General features: G+C 63.5%; 12 protein-coding genes. 10 read left to right on the plus strand and 2 right to left on the minus strand.

All coding sequences use genetic code 11. The features are described from left to right. Window positions 1–284 precede the first annotated feature (284 nt). Complete coding sequence (gene gndA / locus A2J03_RS12880; protein WP_068374326.1) at window positions 285–1,736, plus strand: NADP-dependent phosphogluconate dehydrogenase; 1,452 nt, start codon at window positions 285–287, stop codon at window positions 1,734–1,736. 97 nt (window positions 1,737–1,833) lie between these two features. Here the strand turns inward: gndA and A2J03_RS12885 are convergent, their stop codons facing one another. Next, the gene (locus tag A2J03_RS12885) at window positions 1,834–2,370 is read right to left on the minus strand and encodes a DUF4262 domain-containing protein (protein ID WP_231912512.1); all 537 of its coding nucleotides are present in this window, start codon (window positions 2,368–2,370) and stop codon (window positions 1,834–1,836) included. 132 nt (window positions 2,371–2,502) lie between these two features. On the opposite strand from A2J03_RS12885, the gene A2J03_RS12890 reads away from it, so the two are divergent. The 9 genes from A2J03_RS12890 (at window position 2,503) to A2J03_RS12930 (ending at window position 14,962) form a co-directional block, all read left to right on the plus strand. After that, window positions 2,503–3,792, plus strand: coding sequence for a DEAD/DEAH box helicase (locus tag A2J03_RS12890; RefSeq protein ID WP_068374329.1), 1,290 nt, complete (start codon window positions 2,503–2,505; stop codon window positions 3,790–3,792). After that, a complete protein-coding gene (locus A2J03_RS12895) occupies window positions 3,789–4,655 on the plus strand; it encodes a DMT family transporter (RefSeq protein WP_068374332.1) in 867 nt (288 codons plus the stop codon). Before A2J03_RS12890 ends, A2J03_RS12895 begins: the two co-directional genes overlap by 4 nt. Window positions 4,656–4,673: 18 nt before the next feature. Then, on the plus strand, window positions 4,674–6,110 hold the full coding sequence (locus A2J03_RS12900; protein WP_068374335.1) for a GuaB1 family IMP dehydrogenase-related protein: 1,437 nt from the start codon (window positions 4,674–4,676) through the stop codon (window positions 6,108–6,110). Window positions 6,111–6,451: 341 nt separating this feature from the next. Then, window positions 6,452–7,834, plus strand: a complete 1,383-nt coding sequence (locus A2J03_RS12905) for a hemolysin family protein (protein ID WP_068374392.1) — start codon at window positions 6,452–6,454, stop codon at window positions 7,832–7,834. Then, window positions 7,827–8,927 (plus strand): hemolysin family protein, encoded by a 1,101-nt coding sequence (locus A2J03_RS12910; RefSeq protein ID WP_068374339.1) that lies wholly within the window; start codon window positions 7,827–7,829, stop codon window positions 8,925–8,927. The genes A2J03_RS12905 and A2J03_RS12910 overlap by 8 nt, the downstream gene beginning before the upstream one ends. Before the next feature lie 2 nt (window positions 8,928–8,929). Continuing rightward, entirely contained in the window at window positions 8,930–9,841 is a 912-nt protein-coding gene (locus tag A2J03_RS12915) for a 3-methyladenine DNA glycosylase (protein ID WP_068374342.1), read from the plus strand. A gap of 53 nt (window positions 9,842–9,894) precedes the next feature. Continuing rightward, complete coding sequence (locus tag A2J03_RS12920) at window positions 9,895–12,069, plus strand: malate synthase G (protein ID WP_068374395.1); 2,175 nt, start codon at window positions 9,895–9,897, stop codon at window positions 12,067–12,069. A 22-nt stretch (window positions 12,070–12,091) separates the two neighbouring features. Next, window positions 12,092–13,819 carry a substrate-binding domain-containing protein gene (locus A2J03_RS12925; RefSeq protein WP_231912513.1) on the plus strand — a complete coding sequence of 576 codons (1,728 nt, stop codon included), beginning with the start codon at window positions 12,092–12,094 and terminating at the stop codon, window positions 13,817–13,819. 3 nt (window positions 13,820–13,822) lie between these two features. Beyond that, a complete protein-coding gene (locus A2J03_RS12930) occupies window positions 13,823–14,962 on the plus strand; it encodes a metallophosphoesterase (RefSeq protein WP_068374345.1) in 1,140 nt (379 codons plus the stop codon). Between the two features lie 24 nt (window positions 14,963–14,986). Here A2J03_RS12930 and gcvP read toward each other — a convergent pair whose 3' ends face one another. Beyond that, window positions 14,987–17,845, minus strand: a complete 2,859-nt coding sequence (gene gcvP, locus A2J03_RS12935; RefSeq protein ID WP_442971348.1) for an aminomethyl-transferring glycine dehydrogenase — start codon at window positions 17,843–17,845, stop codon at window positions 14,987–14,989. Between the last annotated feature and the right edge of the window lie 159 nt (window positions 17,846–18,004).

Below are 18,004 nucleotides of genomic sequence, written 5' to 3' on the forward strand. Positions count from 1 at the left end.
AGCGACGACCGTCGTCAGTCAGCTGTCGTGCACGAGGACTCCAGGTCGGGCGGCTTCCGTAGTCGCACCGATCGTCGCGAGTACGACGGGTTCGACGGGCCGGCCCGCAATCGCTGAAGCGGCTGATCTGACGTAGTACCGACCCGAGACCGGGGCGTCGTTTCGAATTCGAGACGACGCCCCGGTCTCGTTCTGTCGAGTCCGTACACGAAATGCGGCGCCTGTCGCAGAACGAATTCCGCCCCCAACTTTCCTTCACTCGAACCGCAAGGAAAGCTGTACCCATGACCTCAGGAGTGGATTCGTCAGAACTTGCCCAGATCGGTGTCACCGGACTCGCTGTGATGGGTTCGAACATCGCCAGGAACTTCGCGCGCAACGGGCATACTGTTGCGCTGCACAACCGAAGCATCGCCAAAACCGATGCCCTTGTGGCGGAGCACGGTAGCGAAGGAAAGTTCATTCGCACCGAGACGATCGAGGAGTTCGTCGCTGCGCTGCAGAAACCTCGCCGCGTGCTGATCATGGTGAAGGCAGGCGACCCCACCGATGCAGTCATCGAGGAACTCGCAGGCGCCATGGAAGAGGGCGACATCATCATCGATGGCGGAAATGCGCTCTACACGGACACCATTCGCCGTGAAGCATCGCTCAAACAGCGCGGACTGCTCTTCGTCGGCGCCGGGATATCCGGCGGCGAGGAGGGGGCGCTGAACGGGCCGTCGATCATGCCCGGTGGCCCGGTGGACTCGTACAAGGCTCTTGGCCCGCTGCTGGAATCGATTGCAGCACAGGTCGATGGCACGCCGTGCTGCACACACATCGGTCCGGACGGGTCCGGGCACTTCGTGAAGATGGTGCACAACGGCATCGAGTATGCAGACATGCAGCTCATCGGCGAGGCCTACAACCTGTTCCGTGACGCACTCGACTACACGCCGCAGCAGGTGGCCGATGTGTTCACCGAGTGGAACGCGGGCGACCTCGAGAGCTATCTCGTCGAGATCACCGCCGAGGTGCTGAAGCAGGTCGACGCGAAGACCGGCCGGCCGCTGGTAGATGTGATCGTCGATGCTGCAGAGCAGAAGGGCACAGGTCGGTGGACCGTCAAGGCTGCCCTCGACCTCGGCGTACCGGTAACCGGCATCGCCGAGGCTGTCTTCGCACGTGCATTGTCCGGATCGCGCAGCCAACGCAAAGCCGCGGTTGGCCTTGCGTCGGGAACTCTTGCCGCCAAGCCATCCGACGCCGAACAATTCACCCACGACATCAGTCGTGCGCTCTACGCGTCCAAGATCGTCGCTTACGCACAGGGCTTCGACCAGATCGCAGCGGGCAGCGCCGAGTACGACTGGAACCTGCACCCGGGTGATCTGGCCACCATCTGGCGCGGCGGTTGCATCATCCGTGCACGCTTCCTCAACCGCATCAAGGACGCGTACGACGACAACGCCGAGCTGCCGAGTTTGATCCTCGCGCCGTATTTCCGAGACGCGATCGAAGACGCAATCGACAGCTGGCGTCGTGTCGTCATCACCGCAGCATCGCTCGGCATTCCGGTACCCGCATTCGCGTCCTCGCTCGCGTACTACGACGCACTACGTGCCGAGCGCCTGCCTGCTGCACTCACTCAGGGACAGCGCGACTTCTTCGGTGCGCACACCTACGAGCGCATCGACTCCGAAGGCAAGTTCCACACGCTGTGGAGCGGGGACCGTAGTGAGATCCAGGCGTAGTGAGATCCAGGCGTATTGAGATGCAGGAGTAGCGACCGTGTGCTCGGAATCGATCAACCTCCGAGCACACGGTTGCGGTCCCGGGAACCGAAACGTCTCAGTCGAATTCGTCGTACCAGCCCGGTGGTGGCCCGAGGACAGGCTGCACGATGGTCGACGGAAAGCCCCCTTCCCACGGAAGGTTGCCGTCCGAGTCCCGCCACACCGCCTGAACCGCCGAGACGTCGTCTCGGGAATAGACCCGGCATGCCATGAGAAGCCAGTCCTCGGACTGCACTACGTCGACGAACGAAAGCTCGAAACCGCCTGCGCTGCACTCGCCCCCGGCCTCGAAGCGGGTATGCCCGATCAGAACGCGACGTGCGAGCACGTTGAGTATCGAGGCGGACTCACCTGCCGACCGCCCTGTCAGAATCAACTCAGGATGACCGTGAGCGGTCAGACCGACGGTGTAGCAGAACGCAGGCATGATGCCCTCCGGGTCGTCCTGGTCCTGGAAGTCGTCCGCCTGAATCTCTGAGCCCTCGAACGCGGCGTCCGCCTGCGAACTCACGTACTGCAGCGCCCATCCGTACCGGTCTATCAGTCCTTCCACACCGACGACGTAATCCTCGATCGATCGACCGTCACACATCGCACACATGACTCCCCCATCTCGGCCGAACATCACGGTCTCTGCCGATCAGAGACTCGAACATATGTTCGTATCTCCCGAATGATTGCAAGCACTACCGACATGAACACGAAGGGGCGGTACTGTTCCGCTATGCCAGGATCGACTTCTTCGTTCGCAGATCTGGGGCTGCGTCCCGTCGCCGTCCATGCCCTGCGACGGCTCGGCGTGCAGGAGCCGTTTCCCATCCAATCCGCAGCGATTCCCGACGCCCTGGCCGGTCGCGACATCCTCGGTAGAGCTCCCACTGGATCCGGGAAGACACTGGCCTTCGGACTTCCGCTCCTTCATCGCCTGTCCGGCCGTGCAAGCGCCCCAGTCCGCCCCCGCGCCATCGTGCTCGTTCCCACTCGCGAACTCGCTCTCCAGATCAGCACGTCACTCGAGGAGCCGGCGCTTGCGTCAGGAATTCGAATCGCGAGCGTGGTCGGAGGAGTCCCACTCAAGCGACAACTCGACGTGCTTCGCCGAGGAGTAGACGTCGTCGTTGCCACTCCGGGTCGTCTCGAAGACCTGGTCTCGACGACTGCGGTGTCCCTCGCCGATGTGGAAATCGCCGTGATCGACGAGGCTGACCGCATGTCCGACCTCGGGTTTCTGCCTCAGGTCGCGGCGCTACTCGACCGAACTCCCCGAGATGGACAGCGAATGTTGTTCTCTGCCACTCTCGACGGCGAGGTGGACACTCTCGTCCAGAAGTACCTGCGCACACCTGCGTTTCACCGAACGGACGGGCCGCCGGTCGCGGAGTCACCGGTCGAGCATCACTTCTTCCGTGTCACAGCGCAGAACAAGGATTCGGTCGCAGCCGCGATCGCATCTCGCGACGGCAGCACCATTCTCTTTCTGCGAACCAAACACGCAGTGGACCGACTTACCGAAAAGCTTCGCGCAGAGGGTGTTTCAGCCGCCGCCCTGCACGGAGACAAGTCCCAGGCCAACCGCGTGCACACCATGGCGGCGTTCGCCGACGGATCGGTACCTGTGCTGGTGGCTACCGACGTCGTTGCCAGAGGTATCGACATCGACGGTGTCACCCTCGTCGTGCACGTCGATCCACCCGTCGACGTCAAGGACTACACACACCGCGCCGGGCGCACCGGCCGCGCGGGCCGAACCGGCGTCGTCGTGACACTGGTGACCGAGAACCAGGAAGATCACGTCACCTCACTCATCGACGAAGCACACATCGACGCGCGGATTGCGGACGTCGTGCCGTCGAGCCCCGCTCTGATTGCAGCCACCGGCGCTAGGAAGCCGACCGGAATACCGATCCGCGCGTCGACACCGCCGGTTGGCACAACTGCCACGCGTGCCGGACCTCGACGGCCCTCCGGCTCCACTGGGCAACGCACACGGTCTCGCCGGCCGGGTCGACGATGAGCAACTCACCGCTACTGCCGATCGTCCTTGCGCTCATCGCAGCGATGTTGTTCGCGTGCGCATCCGTCGCGCAGCAGAGTGCCGCCGCCGCCGTACCCGAGGGAACCTCGCTGGTGTCCGCTCTGCTGCGAAGCCCGCGCTGGTGGGCAGGCGTGATCGGCGACATCGGTGGATACGGAATGCAGGTCGCGGCGCTGTGGGTGGGCTCGGTCCTTCTCGTACAACCGCTCGTGGTGTCGATGTTGCTGTTCGCATTGCCGCTATCCGCCAAGTTCTCGGGCTTCACGATGACTCGGACCACGTGGTTGCTGGCCATCTCCCTGGCGCTGGCCCTGGCTGTGTTCATCGTCGTGGGCGATCCCACCGAAGGTCATTCGAACGCACCGTTTTCCGAGTGGTTGGTTCCGTTGGTGATCTCGGCCGCGGTCATCTCGACGTGTGCGGTCGCCGGGTTCGTGTTGAAAAATCCTGGTCACCGCGCACTGCTGCTCGGTGCGGCGGGTGGCCTCCTGTTCGGTGTCGCAGTAGCGTTCACCAAATTCGTGTCGGACCTCGTAGAGAACGACTTCGTCGGAGCGTTGACAGCGTGGCAGACCTACGCGCTCGTCGGGTGCGGAGCGCTCGGGTTTTACCTACAACAAGTCGCGTTTCAAGCCGGCCCTCTGTCGGCGTCGCTGCCCGCAGTGACGATCGGCGAGCCATTCGGCGCAGCGTTCCTTGGTATCACCGTCCTGGACGAGCGAGTACGCGACGGCCCTCTCGCTCTCGTCGTCATCACGGTGTGTGTGGCCGTCATGATCGTCTCGACCATTGCGCTGTCGCGGTCGCAGGCGATGATGACCGAAGGCGCGGCTGCCGGCTGACAGGTAGGCTGGCGCAACGTGCAGTTCCTCGATGGCCACCGGCCCCCATACGACCTGACCTACGACGACGTGTTCGTCGTTCCGAACCGGACTGACGTTCCGTCCCGATTCGACGTCGATCTCTCCACTGTCGATGGCTCGGGTACGACAATCCCGATCGTTGTCTCCAACATGACTGCGGTGTCCGGTCGTCGCATGGCAGAGACCGTAGCTCGCAGAGGCGGAATCACGGTCCTCCCCCAGGATCTACCGATCGATGCCGTCACCGAGACGGTTGCGTTCGTCAAGAGTCGTGACCTCGTCGCGGACACACCGGTGGTGCTGGGCCCTGACGCGTCGGTCTCGGACGCGCTCGCGCTGATGCACAAGCGTGCACACGGCGCCGTGATCGTCATCGATGGCGGTCGTCCGGTCGGCGTCGTCACCGAGGACGCCTGTGCCGACGTGGACCGGTTCGCGCGACTCCAATCCATTGCTGCAACCGATTTCGTCACCGCGCCCTCCGACGCGACCCCTCGAGCAGTTTTCGAGGCCTTGGACTCGGCACACGAACACCTTGCAGTCCTGGTCGACGCCGACGGAAGCCTCGCAGGTGTGCTCACTCGCACCGGAGCCGTTCGCGCCGGCATCTACTCGCCCGCTATCGACGATGCGGGACGGCTACGCATCGCCGCAGCAGTCGGCATCAACGGCGATGTTGCGGCGAAAGCGCAGTCACTCGTCGAGACCGGTGCGGACGTCCTCGTCATCGATACCGCGCACGGCCACCAAGAGAAGATGCTCGACGCTCTGGCAGCCATCGCCGCACTCGACCTCGGTGTCCCGTTGGCCGCCGGCAACGTGGTGTCCGCGGCAGGTACCCGCGATCTGATCTCTGCGGGCGCGAACATCGTCAAGGTCGGTGTCGGGCCAGGAGCCATGTGCACCACGAGAATGATGACCGGCGTCGGCCGTCCGCAATTCTCGGCGGTCGCCGAATGTTCCGCGGCCGCAGCCGAGCTGGGTGCCACCGTCTGGGCGGACGGCGGGGTCAGACATCCACGTGACGTAGCACTCGCGCTGGCCGCAGGTGCGTCGAACGTCATGATCGGCTCGTGGTTCGCCGGAACCTACGAGTCGCCAGGGGATCTGCGCGTCGACACCGCCGGCCGCGCATACAAGGAGAGCTTCGGGATGGCCTCCAAGCGGGCGGTTGCCGCTCGCACCGCGACGGACAGCGCGTTCGACCGAGCGCGCAAGGGCTTGTTCGAGGAGGGAATCTCGAGTTCCAAAATGCTCCTGGACCCGGATCGGCCAGGTGTGGAGGATCTGATCGACCACATCTGCGCCGGAGTGCGGAGCACCTGCACGTATGCAGGCGCACGGACTCTTCCTGAGCTGCATCAGCGCGCAGTGCTGGGCGTTCAGTCTGCAGCGGGGTTCGCCGAGGGACGTCCGCTTCCACGTGGGTGGTGAGCCGTCCCACTTTGCCCGTCACCGCAACTGTCGGTCGAGCAGATAAGATGAGGCCTTCGACAATTAAGCGAACTTTCTGCAACCGTGCTCGTACGAGCACGGTTGCAGAAAAAGAGAGAAAGGAACCAGGTGCCTGAGGCACCCGCTATCAGCAACGCCCCGGTCGCATCGAGCGACCTCGGCGACGAGGGCTCCACTTCGGAGGGTTCCTCTATCGAGCCGGGTGACATACCCGGCGACATTCGTTCGACACGCCAGCTGCACGGCGACGCCTTCCCCACATCAGGTCGACGAACAGAGCACGGTGCGATTCTTCTATCCCAACTCCGGCGGCGATGACCGTGGACATTGCGATCAGCATTCTCAGTCTGTTGGGTTTCGTGGCTCTGACTGCCGGCACAGCTTTGTTCGTGGCAGCAGAATTCTCGTTGACCGCTCTGGAGAAGAGCTCGGTCGACTCCGCTGTCTCGACACGCGATGACACCCGCTCGCGTCAGGTCCAGCACGCACATCGGACACTGTCCTTCCAGCTGTCCGGCGCGCAGCTCGGAATCACCATCACAACCCTGATCACCGGATACATCGCCGAACCTGTACTCGCTGGATTCTTCGTGCCCTTGGCCACCGCCGTCGGCGCATCCGAGAGCGTCGCATCGGGCATCTCACTCGCTGCGGCGTTGGTCATAGCAACATCGTTCTCGATGATTTTCGGCGAACTCGTTCCCAAGAACATCGCCATCGCGTTGCCGATGGGAACTGCGCGTGCGACTGCGGGCGCGATGTCGGGATTCTCGGCGATCTTTCGCTGGGCCATCAGGGGCCTCAACGGGTCGGCCAACTGGCTTGTACGCCGGCTCGGTGTCGAGCCCGCCGAAGAGCTGCGATCCGCACGTTCGCCCCGCGAGCTGGGTTCCCTGGTCCGCACATCGGCGCAGCAGGGATCACTCGACGAGGGAACGGCTCGGCTCGTCGACAGGTCGCTGCAGTTCGGCGAGCGGACTGCGGAGGAGCTGATGACCCCGCGGGTGAAGGTGGAGTCGTTGTCGGTGTCCGACACTGCGTTCGATCTCATCGAAACTGCGGCACGAACCGGATTCTCACGTTTCCCCGTCGTCGATGGCGATCTCGACGACACGGTCGGCGTCGTACACATCAAGCACGCGTTTGCCGTCCCTTCCTCGAATCGGCGATCGACTCGCCTCGATGCACTCGCACAGGACGTACCCGTAGTGCCCTCCAGTCTCGACGGCGACACCGTCATGGAACGTGTTCGAGCCGACGGAATGCAGGTTGCCTTGGTCGTCGACGAGTACGGCGGAACAGCCGGAATGGTCACGATGGAAGATCTCATCGAGGAGATCGTCGGAGAAGTCAGAGACGAGCACGACGAGCCCGAGGTGGACGTACAACGGGTGGGCGACAGCTGGATCTGCTCCGGTTTGCTTCGGATCGACGAGGTCGCGTCCGCAACTGGGTACCGCGCACCCGAGGGCGAGTACGAAACGATCGGTGGGCTCGTACTCACCGAGCTCGGTCGAATCCCCGTCGAAGGAGACTGCACGATTCTGCCCGCCCCCGACTTCGACGAACCATCCGAGTCCGACGGCGGGTGGGTAGCGAAGGTGACACACATGGATGGACGCAGAATCGACCGGATTTTGCTGCAGCCGGTTGCCTCCGACCGCCTGACCGAGCTCAGATCGGAGGACAAGGCCCGTGGGTGATCTACTCGCTGTACTGCTCGCGGTATTCCTGCTCGCCGGAAACGCATTCTTCGTCGGCGCAGAATTCTCGCTGATCTCAGCTCGCCGTGACCGACTCGAATCCTTGCTCGCACAAGGCAAGAAGCGTGCGAAGTTCGTGATCGAAGCCGGTCAGAACCTGTCGCTGATGCTCGCGGCCGCCCAACTCGGCATCACGATCTGTTCGATTCTGCTGGGCCGAGTAGGTGAACCGGCCGTAGCGCATCTGATCGAGAAGCCCATGGAGCTTGTCGGAATTCCCGAGGCGCTGCTGCACCCGATCTCGTTTGCGCTCGCGCTCGGGCTCGTCGTGGTGCTGCACATTCTCGTCGGCGAGATGGTTCCGAAGAACATCGCGATCGCAGGTCCGGAACGCACTGCCATGATTCTCGTTCCGATCCATCTGATGTTCATCAAGATTGCCAAGCCGCTGATCTCGTTCTACAACGTGTGCGCGAACCTCGTGTTGCGCGCGCTGCGCATCGAGCCCAAGGACGAGCTGGATTCGTCGGTCTCCGCGGACGAGCTGTCTCAGATGATCGGCGAGTCGCGATCGGAGGGCCTGATCGACGAAGAGGAACACCGTCGGTTGACGCAGGCACTCGATACCTCCGGCCGAACCGTGGCCGAGGTGCTCATCCCGTCCGATCAGGTTCGTAGCGTTCGACTTTCAGGCTTCGACAGCGCGTCCGGTCCGACGCTGGGTTCGGTCGAAGAGGCCGTCATCGCCACTGGATTCTCGAGATATCCCGTCGAGGCACCCGATGGCGCTCTTGTCGGCTACTTGCACTTGAAGGACGTGCTCGAGTACATGGTCGACGATTCTGCGGGACCGGATTCGATCATCCCCCGGTCGGAGGTACGGCCATTGCCCATGGTCTCCGCAGACACGATGCTCGACGATGCACTGACTCGTCTGCGACGCACGAGAAGTCACCTGGGAGCCGTCCAGGATTCCACCGGGACCACCGTCGGAATCGTCGCGTTGGAGGACCTCGTCGAAGAGTTCGTCGGAACAGTTCGCGACGGCACTCATCGCATCGCTGGGCCTGCGCCGGGCGGGCTGCGTCGTTAGTCGTGGTCACCGTTCTCCCGGAGTCGGACTGGACAGCGAGTCGGTCGGCGCACGCCAACCGAATAGACCTGCTGATCGGCGACTACCTACAGGAACGAGCGCGGGGTGCGTATCACCCCGTACTCGATTTTCTTTTCACGTATTACAGCTTCAAGCCGGGTCATCTCAAGCGCTGGAATCCTGGCTACGGAGTGGTGCTCACGGGCGCGCAGACCGAGGACTACGCGGGCTTGGCGTCGTACGAACCGGTACCCGGCGGAGGCTATCGAGTACGCGAGTCGCTTCTCGACCACCGCAGGTCGGCGATCGAATTCACGCTGGGGTTGCTTACGGCGACACGAGATCGTCCACCCAACCTGGGCTGCTTCGGCCTGCACGAGTGGGCCATGGTGTATCGCGGAGGCACATCGGCGCTGCGGCACGGCACGGTGCCATTGAGATTGGGGCACGACGGCACCGACGAGGTGGTCGACTCCATGAAGCTTCGGTGCACGCATTACGACGCATTCCGGTTCTTCACCGGTGCCGCGGTGCCGCGCAATGCGCTCGTGCTGGAGCCCTCGGGGAGAACCGATCGCGAACAGCCCGGGTGCGTGCACGCGAGCATGGATCTCTACAAGTGGAGCTACAAACTATCGCCGCTCGTCGGATCGGAGTTGGTAGCCGACTGCTTCGAGCTGGCACTTGTCGCACGGACCGTCGACATGAGAGCAAGCCCCTACGATCTGACGGCTTACCGTCTCGCGCCGATCGCGATCGAAACACCCGCGGGGCGTGCTGAATACGTGCGTGCACAGACGGACCTGACGGCCAGGGCAGCCCCTCTCCGATCGGAACTGATAGCACGGTGCCAGAATCTACTCGTGAACGGCGGTGTCCCTTCTCGGACCTACCGCCGAGTAACATCGACATAGTTGTCGTTGGGGCACTGATACAGGTGCCTGTGACCGGAAAGAGCGAGGGAATCATGACCGAACGCGAACGAGTTGGTGGTCTTCAGGTTGCCAAGGTGCTGTACGACTTCGTGCAGAACGAGGCCCTTCCGGGCACCGGTGTCGACCCTGAGCAGTTCTGGACAGGCGTCGAATCGGTGATCACCGACCTGGCACCCAAGAACAAGGCGCTACTCGCGGTGCGGGACGAGATTCAGGGCAAGGTCGATGCTTGGCACGGCGAGCACGCCGGCGCGAACTACGACCGCGCCGCCTACAAGGCGTTCCTGCAGGAAATCGGCTACCTCCAGGACGAGCCGGCCGACTTCCAGATCAGCACTTCCGGTGTCGATACCGAGATCACCTCCACGGCAGGCCCGCAGCTCGTCGTGCCGGTCCTCAACGCTCGCTTCGCAATCAACGCCTCCAACGCACGATGGGGATCGCTCTACGACGCCCTCTACGGCACCGACGCCATCTCCGAGGACGACGGCGCGGAGAAGGGCAGTAGCTACAACAAGGTCCGTGGCGACAAGGTCATTGCGTTCGCTCGCGACTTCCTCGACGAAGCGGCTCCCCTGTCGGTCGGTAGCCACGTCGGCAGCAGCGAGTACGTCATCGACGGCGGCTCGCTGACCGTCACTCTCGCGGACGGGTCGGCAACCGGCTTGGCCGATCCGTCGCAGTTTCTCGGCTACCAGGGCACGACGCAGGCCCCGACGGCAATTCTTCTGGTCCACAACGGGCTGCACTTCGAAATTCAGATCGACCCGGAGAACCCGATCGGGAAGACCGACGCCGCAGGCGTCAAGGACGTCCTGCTCGAATCTGCCGTCACCACGATCATGGACTTCGAGGATTCGGTCGCTGCAGTCGACGCCGACGACAAGGTCCTCGGTTACCGCAACTGGCTCGGCCTGATGCGAGGCGACCTCACAGAGGAGGTGGCCAAGGGCGGAAAGACGTTCACGCGCGAGCTGAACAAGGACCGCACGTACACCTCGGTCGACGGGCCCGAACTGACCCTGCACGGTCGGTCACTGCTGTTCGTCCGCAACGTCGGCCACCTGATGACCTCCGATGCGATCCTGGACAGCGAGGGCAACGAGGTCCCCGAGGGCATCCTCGACGCACTCTTCACCTCGCTCGCCGGGATGCACTCGTTGGCCGCGGACAACGTGTTGAAGAATTCGCGTACCGGGTCGCTGTACATCGTCAAGCCGAAGATGCACGGACCGGACGAGGTCGCGTTCACCGCGGAGTTGTTCGCACGTGTCGAGAAGGTTCTCGGCCTGCCGGTCAACACCCTCAAGGTCGGCATCATGGACGAAGAGCGCCGCACGACGGTCAACTTGAAGGCCGCTATCGAGGCCGCGAAGGAGCGGGTGGTGTTCATCAACACCGGCTTCCTCGACCGCACCGGCGACGAAATCCACACCTCGATGGAGGCCGGCCCCGTTGTCCCCAAGGGCGAGATGAAGGCTCAGAAGTGGATCTCGGCGTACGAGAACTTCAACGTCGACACCGGCCTCGCTGCCGGGCTGGAGGGTAAGGCGCAGATCGGCAAGGGCATGTGGGCCATGCCCGACCTGATGCACGACATGCTCGAGCAGAAGATCGCTCACCCGATGGCTGGGGCGAACACCGCATGGGTGCCATCCCCGACTGCAGCGACGTTGCACGCCTTGCACTATCACAAGGTGGACGTCTTCGCCCGCCAGGAGGAGATCGCTCGATCCAAGCGCGCCACCGTCGACGAGATCCTCGAGATCCCCCTCGCCCCGTCCACGGACTGGTCCGAAGAGCAGAAGCGCAAAGAACTCGACAACAATTCACAGTCGATCCTGGGGTACGTCGTCCGCTGGATCGACCACGGCGTCGGATGCTCGAAGGTTCCCGATATCAACGACATCGCGTTGATGGAGGACCGTGCGACTCTGCGTATTTCGAGCCAGTTCCTGGCGAACTGGATTCGTCACGGCATCGTGACCGAGGACGAGGTGCGCGAGTCACTGAAGCGGATGGCTCCCGTGGTGGACCGGCAGAACGCATCCGATCCGACGTACAAGAACCTGGCGCCCGACTTCGATACCAACATCGCGTTCCAAGCTGCCAGTGACCTCATTTTCCAGGGCACGAGCCAGCCGAACGGCTACACCGAGCCGATCCTGCACCGCCGCCGCCGGGAGTACAAGGCAGCTGCGAACTGAGCGAGCCTTGTAACCTTCTCTCGTGGGTGAACATCGGACCTCAGGGGGAGCCAGAGGTATCAGCAAGGGCCCGGTGATTGCGGTGGGCACCGTCGTAGTGATGGTGCTCGCCGTACTCGGGTGGTTTCAGCTACGTGAGCGAATCGCGGACCAGGGGGTGGAGGCCGCCGATACGTGTGTCGAGGGGACGGCCGTCATCCCGGTGACGGTCGACCCTGACGTCTCCTCTCAGATAACCCGGTCGGCTGCCGACTTCACAGCTACCGCCCCGGTGGTGCGAGATCACTGCATCTCGCTCGAGGTCACCACTCACGAGTCGACTCAGGTGGCCAACGCGCTCGCCGCCGACGTAGCAAGCTGGGACGACTCGATGCTCGGTCCGCTCCCCGCGCTCTGGATTCCCCGCTCCTCGGATGCGCTCGTGGATCTACCCGTTGGAACGGTCGACGGGACTCCCCGTTCGGTCGCGAGCACGCCGGTCGTCCTTGCCGTGCCCGGCGTTGTCGCGGAAGCTCTGGATGCGGCCGATATCGGTTGGGCAGACCTTCCTCGCCTGCAGTCGGCGCCCGACGGTATGGACACACTCGGTCTCCCCGGCTGGGGCGGGCTTCGCCTCCGTCTTCCCGTCGGTCCCGACTCCGAGTCGTCGGCTGCGGCACTCAGCGCGGTGGCGGCAACAACATACGACAGTTCGACTCCAGTGCCGGCGTCCGAGCTTGTGCGACGCAGTTCCACGGCCACCGCACTGTCCGCGTTGGCAACGACCGATCGCGGAACTCCCTCCACCACAACCGAATCGACCGACAGCGCACTCGGAATGTTGAGCCGTGATTCGACGCCCACGTCGGATGTGCACGCTGTGCCGGTGACCGAGCAGCAGCTCGACGCCTCGGCTCAGTCCGGTCTGACCGCGTACGCGCCGAGCGGAACGACCCCGATCGCGGACCATCCGGCGGCGATACTCGCCAGGGAATGGACGGACGAGACCAGCCGACGCGCGGCAGCGCAGTTCGTGGACTTTCTCCGACAGCCCGAGAATGCGCAGATGTTCGTCGATTCCGGCTTCGATGTCGGCGAACCACCGTCGGGATCGCCCGCCGTCGGTATTGCCGCCCAGAGCGCGCTCGTCGACGCCGTTCTCGATCCTGCAACAACGCGTCGTGTCACGACATTGTTGGACATATCCGGCTCGATGGACACAACCGAGGGCTCCAACACCCGATTGGACAATACGGTCGCTGCGCTCGATCAGCAGTTCGGATCGGCCATCGACTCCTCCGAACTGGGCCTCTGGGTGTTCAGCAAGGATCTCGACGGCACCCGAGCCTTCCGAACCCTTGTGCCTACCGGCCCGATCGACGAGCCGATCGACTCGAGCACTCGCCGAGAGCAATTGATCGCTGCCGCAGGGGCAGTCCGACCTGCCACTGCCACGTCGACATACGAAGCGGTGATCGCCTCGTTCCTGGACGCTCAGGAGACCTACTCGCCCGGCAAGCCGAACAGCGTGCTGTTGGTGACGGACGGACCGAACGACGACACGACGATCACGTCCAGTCGATTCCTGTCGACGCTGTCCGAGATGGTGGATCCGACTCGCCCCATCACGATCGACGTCGTGTCCATCGGAACCAATTCCGACGGATCGACGTTGCAGTCCATGTCCGACATCACCGGTGGATCGTTCACCACCGTCGGTTCCTCCGATGGCGCCGAGCTACCCGACCTTCTCCGAAAGCTGCTGCACTGAAATATGATACGACTTCTTGCGTTCGGCACCTTCCTCGCGCTCGTCGCACTGTTGCTCCATCTCAGGTACGTGCGGGCAACGCGGTTGCCCCGCCCGTACTCCATCGCGGCCGATGCCGTGCTCGTCGTGACGTGGATCCTGGCGCTCATCGGCACCGGATCGGGTGAACTGTTCGACCCGACGTGGTCGCGACTACCCGCGTTCGTGGGGCTCAGCTGGCTCGCAGTGGTCCTGTATCTGGTATTGGGCACCTTGGCGGTAGGTATCGTCACATTCGGCATCCGGCTCGTGATGGCGGCGCGACGTCGAGAGTCGGTCGCAGTGCGACTACGCGTGACCCGAATCGGTTCCGCCGTGGTCGCAACAGCGTCGGTTGCAGCGGTCGCGTACGGATTGATCGAGGCGGCACACCCGAAAGTCACCGATACCACCGTGGCACTGGACCGGCTACCTACCGAATTCGACGGCACCCGAGTCGCGTTGGTGTCCGATCTGCACGTCGGCCCTGCACGAGGAGCAGGCTTCGTCCAGAAAGTGGTCGACGAGGTCAATGCGCAGTCCCCGGACATCGTTGTCCTGGACGGGGACCTGATCGACGGCACCGTCGAACTCGTAGGATCCGATCTGGCGCCGCTCGCGGAACTGTCCGCTCCACTCGGTGTATTCGCGGTCAGTGGCAATCACGAATTCTATGCCGGAGACGGCGGCGAATGGCTCGACCTCATTCAGACTCTCGGCGTGACGGTGTTGCGGAACGAACTCCGGCCCGTCACCATCTCGGGTGCGACCATCGATATCGCAGGAATCAACGACGCAACGGCTCCGGCACCCTACGAGCCGAATCTGGCGGCGGCACTGGACGGCCGCGACCCCGACAGATTCGTCATGCTGCTGGCGCATCAACCGTTGCAGGCGTTCGAAGCCTCCGATTCAGGTGTCGACTTTCAGATGTCGGGTCATACCCATGCCGGTCAGATGTGGCCGCTGCGGTACCTCGTCCCTCTACAACAGCCCAGCATCGAAGGCCTCGACACCGTCGGTGAGACAGCGCTCTACACAACCAGGGGTGCGGGCGCGTGGGGACCCCCGGTGCGAGTTGCAGCACCGCCGGAAATTGCGATGCTGCAACTCGTTTCGAGCTAGTTCGAGCGAAGAACGCCTCTCGCGTCAGGCGAACGACTCGATGGGCGGGCACGAGCACACGAGGTTTCGATCTCCGTGCGCGCCATCGATTCTCCTGACCGCGGGCCACACCTTGGCGCGGCCGCTCACAGCCTCCGGGTACACAGCCTCTTCGCGCGAGTACGGATGACTCCACTCGCCGACGAGGCACCGAGCTGTGTGCGGTGCTCCACGCAGTGGATTGTCGGTTGCAGGCCACTCCCCCGTGCCCACTCGATCGATCTCCGCACGGATGGCGATCATGGCGTCGCAGAACGCGTCGATCTCGTCGAGGTCTTCGCTCTCGGTGGGCTCGACCATCAGTGTTCCAGCGACCGGGAAGCTCATAGTCGGAGCATGAAAGCCGTAGTCGGCCAAACGTTTTGCCACGTCGTCGACGGTAACGCCGGTCGATTTGGTCAGCCCACGGAGATCGAGAATGCACTCGTGTGCAACCATTCCGTTGTCTCCGGTGTACAGGACGGGAAAGTGCTCGTCGAGCCTGCGTGCGATGTAGTTGGCCGACGCAATTGCCGTGAGCGTAGCGCGCCGAAGTCCTTCCGCGCCCATCATCCGCACGTACGCCCAGGTGATCGACAGGATCGACGCGCTCCCGAATGGCGCTGCCGCCACCGGGGCTCCGCCACCGAGGTCCGGCCGCAGTGGGTGGCCGGGAAGATACGGCGCGAGATGCGACCGGACGCCGACCGGACCGACGCCAGGTCCACCACCACCGTGCGGGATGCAGAACGTCTTGTGCAGGTTCAGATGGCTGACGTCGCCGCCGAAACGACCCGGCCGCGCAAGACCGACAAGGGCATTGAGGTTTGCCCCGTCGATGTAGACCTGGCCACCGGCGTCGTGGACCGCAGCGCAGATGTCGTCGATTTCGTGCTCGTACACCCCGTGGGTGGACGGGTAGGTGATCATGATCGCGGCGAGCGTAGTCGTGTGCTGCTCGATCTTGGCGCGGAGATCGTCGACGTCCACATCGCCGTTCGCCCGGCAGCTCACCACGACGACTTTCATTCCCGCCATCACCGCCGAGGCCGCGTTGGTTCCGTGTGCGCTCGACGGGATCAGGCAGATCTCGCGATGAGACTCTCCTCGATCCCGGTGGTAGCTACGGATCGCGAGAAGTCCGGCGTATTCGCCCTGGCTGCCCGCATTCGGTTGCAGGCTGACGGCGTCGTAACCCGTGATGTCGACGAGCCACTTCTCGACGTCGGCGATGAGCGAACGGATACCGACTGTGTCACTGTCGGGAGCGAACGGGTGCAATCGCGCAAAGCCGGGCCACGTGATCGATTCCATTTCGGCTGTGGCGTTGAGCTTCATCGTGCACGAGCCGAGTGGGATCATGCTGCGATCGAGCGCAATATCCTTGTCCGACAGTGTTCTGAGGTACCTCAGCATCGATGTTTCCGTGCGGTGGCGGGTGAAGGCCGGATGAGTGAGAAACTCCGACGTGCGGACCAGGGCGTCGGGGATCGAGGACTCCTGGTCCACGGTGGGGTGCTTCGCACCGAATGCGGCCAGCACTGCCTCGATGTGCGCCGGTGTCGTGGCTTCGTCGCATGCGACGCCGACCCTGTCGTCGTCGACGAGTCGTAGGTTGATCCCTGCCTGCTTCGCGGCGTGGACCACGGTCCGTGCGCGTCCGGGAACGACGGCGGTGACGGTGTCGAAGAAGGCCTCACCGGCCAGCTCGACACCTGCTTCCCGCAAACCACGCGCGAGGGATCGAGCATGCCCGTTGACCTGTTGGGCAATTGCACGTAAACCGGAGCTTCCGTGGTAACTCGCATACATCGCAGCAACGATCGCCAAAAGCACCTGAGCAGTGCAGATGTTGGAGGTGGCCTTCTCCCGTCGGATGTGCTGTTCTCTGGTCTGCAGCGCCAATCGGTAGGCAAGGTCGCCGTCGGCGTCTACCGACACTCCGACCAAGCGCCCCGGGAGTTGGCGTGCATGTGCCGACCGAACTGCCAGATAGCCGGCGTGTGGGCCGCCGTACCCCATGGGTACGCCGAACCGCTGAGTAGTGCCGAAGCAGACGTCTGCGCCGAGTTCACCCGGTGGCGTCGTGATCGTCAACGCCAGCAGATCGGCCCCGACGGCAGCGAGCGCCCCACGCTCATGCGCTTGTTCGATCATGCGGCGGTGGTCGACCAGGATTCCCGAAGCACCAGGGAATTGAGCCAGGACACCGAAGAAGTCACCGTCAGGCATACCCTGAGCCACATCGTGTCGGACCAACTCGATCCCCAGCGGCTCCGCGCGGGTCTCGAGGACTGCGAATGTCTGTGGAAAGACGTCGGTGTCCACGACGAATCTCGGCGAAGTAGAGCTGCGGTTGGCGCGACGTAGGAGCGTCATCGCTTCGGCCGCCGCAGACGCCTCGTCGAGCATCGAGGCGTTTGCGACGTCCATGGCGGTGAGATCGGACACCATCGTCTGAAAATTCAGCAACGCCTCGAGACGGCCCTGGCTGATCTCTGGCTGGTAGGGCGTGTACGCGGTGTACCACGCGGGATTCTCGAGAATTCCCCTGGTGAGGACCGGCGGAGTCAGGGTGTCGTAGTAACCGAGACCGATCATCGACGTCGCGACGGTGTTCTGTGCTGCGAGATCGGCCAGTTCGGCGAGTGCGTCGTGTTCACCGATCGGTTGTGGGAGGACGTCGAGCCCATCGGAGATGCCGTCGGCGGAGGTGTCGAGAATCGACGCGGGTACAGCACGCGTAGCCAATTCCTCGAGGGAAGCTACTCCGACGGTATCGAGGATCCGCACCAATTCCTGGCGATCGGGGCCGATATGGCGATCGGAAAAGGACGGGCGAGAGGTCTGCTCGGTCACGGGCACTCCAGTGGCTTCATGCTGACGGCGGTGGTACGACCGCGCGTATGTGCGGCCGCCCTCCCCCTCTGTCGCATGCTCACCGAAACGAGCGCCTGAGAGATTCACGTCCTACGACCGAAGCGGCCGCACGAGCTTTCCCCTTGGGCGGATGGGTGATCCCAT

Origin of the sequence: Rhodococcus sp. EPR-157 (assembly GCF_001647195.1) — a bacterium.
Lineage (GTDB): Bacteria > Actinomycetota > Actinomycetes > Mycobacteriales > Mycobacteriaceae > Rhodococcoides.

What these genes read in the sequence shown, in the direction of transcription:
- gndA (WP_068374326.1), top strand. Translation starts at nt 285, where the DNA reads ATGACCTCAGGAGTGGATTCGTCAGAACTTGCCCAGATCGGTGTCACC.
- A2J03_RS12885 (WP_231912512.1), bottom strand. Translation starts at nt 2,370, where the DNA reads ATGTGTGACGGTCGATCGATCGAGGATTACGTCGTCGGTGTGGAAGGA.
- A2J03_RS12890 (WP_068374329.1), top strand. Translation starts at nt 2,503, where the DNA reads ATGCCAGGATCGACTTCTTCGTTCGCAGATCTGGGGCTGCGTCCCGTC.
- A2J03_RS12895 (WP_068374332.1), top strand. Translation starts at nt 3,789, where the DNA reads ATGAGCAACTCACCGCTACTGCCGATCGTCCTTGCGCTCATCGCAGCG.
- A2J03_RS12920 (WP_068374395.1), top strand. Translation starts at nt 9,895, where the DNA reads ATGACCGAACGCGAACGAGTTGGTGGTCTTCAGGTTGCCAAGGTGCTG.
- A2J03_RS12930 (WP_068374345.1), top strand. Translation starts at nt 13,823, where the DNA reads ATGATACGACTTCTTGCGTTCGGCACCTTCCTCGCGCTCGTCGCACTG.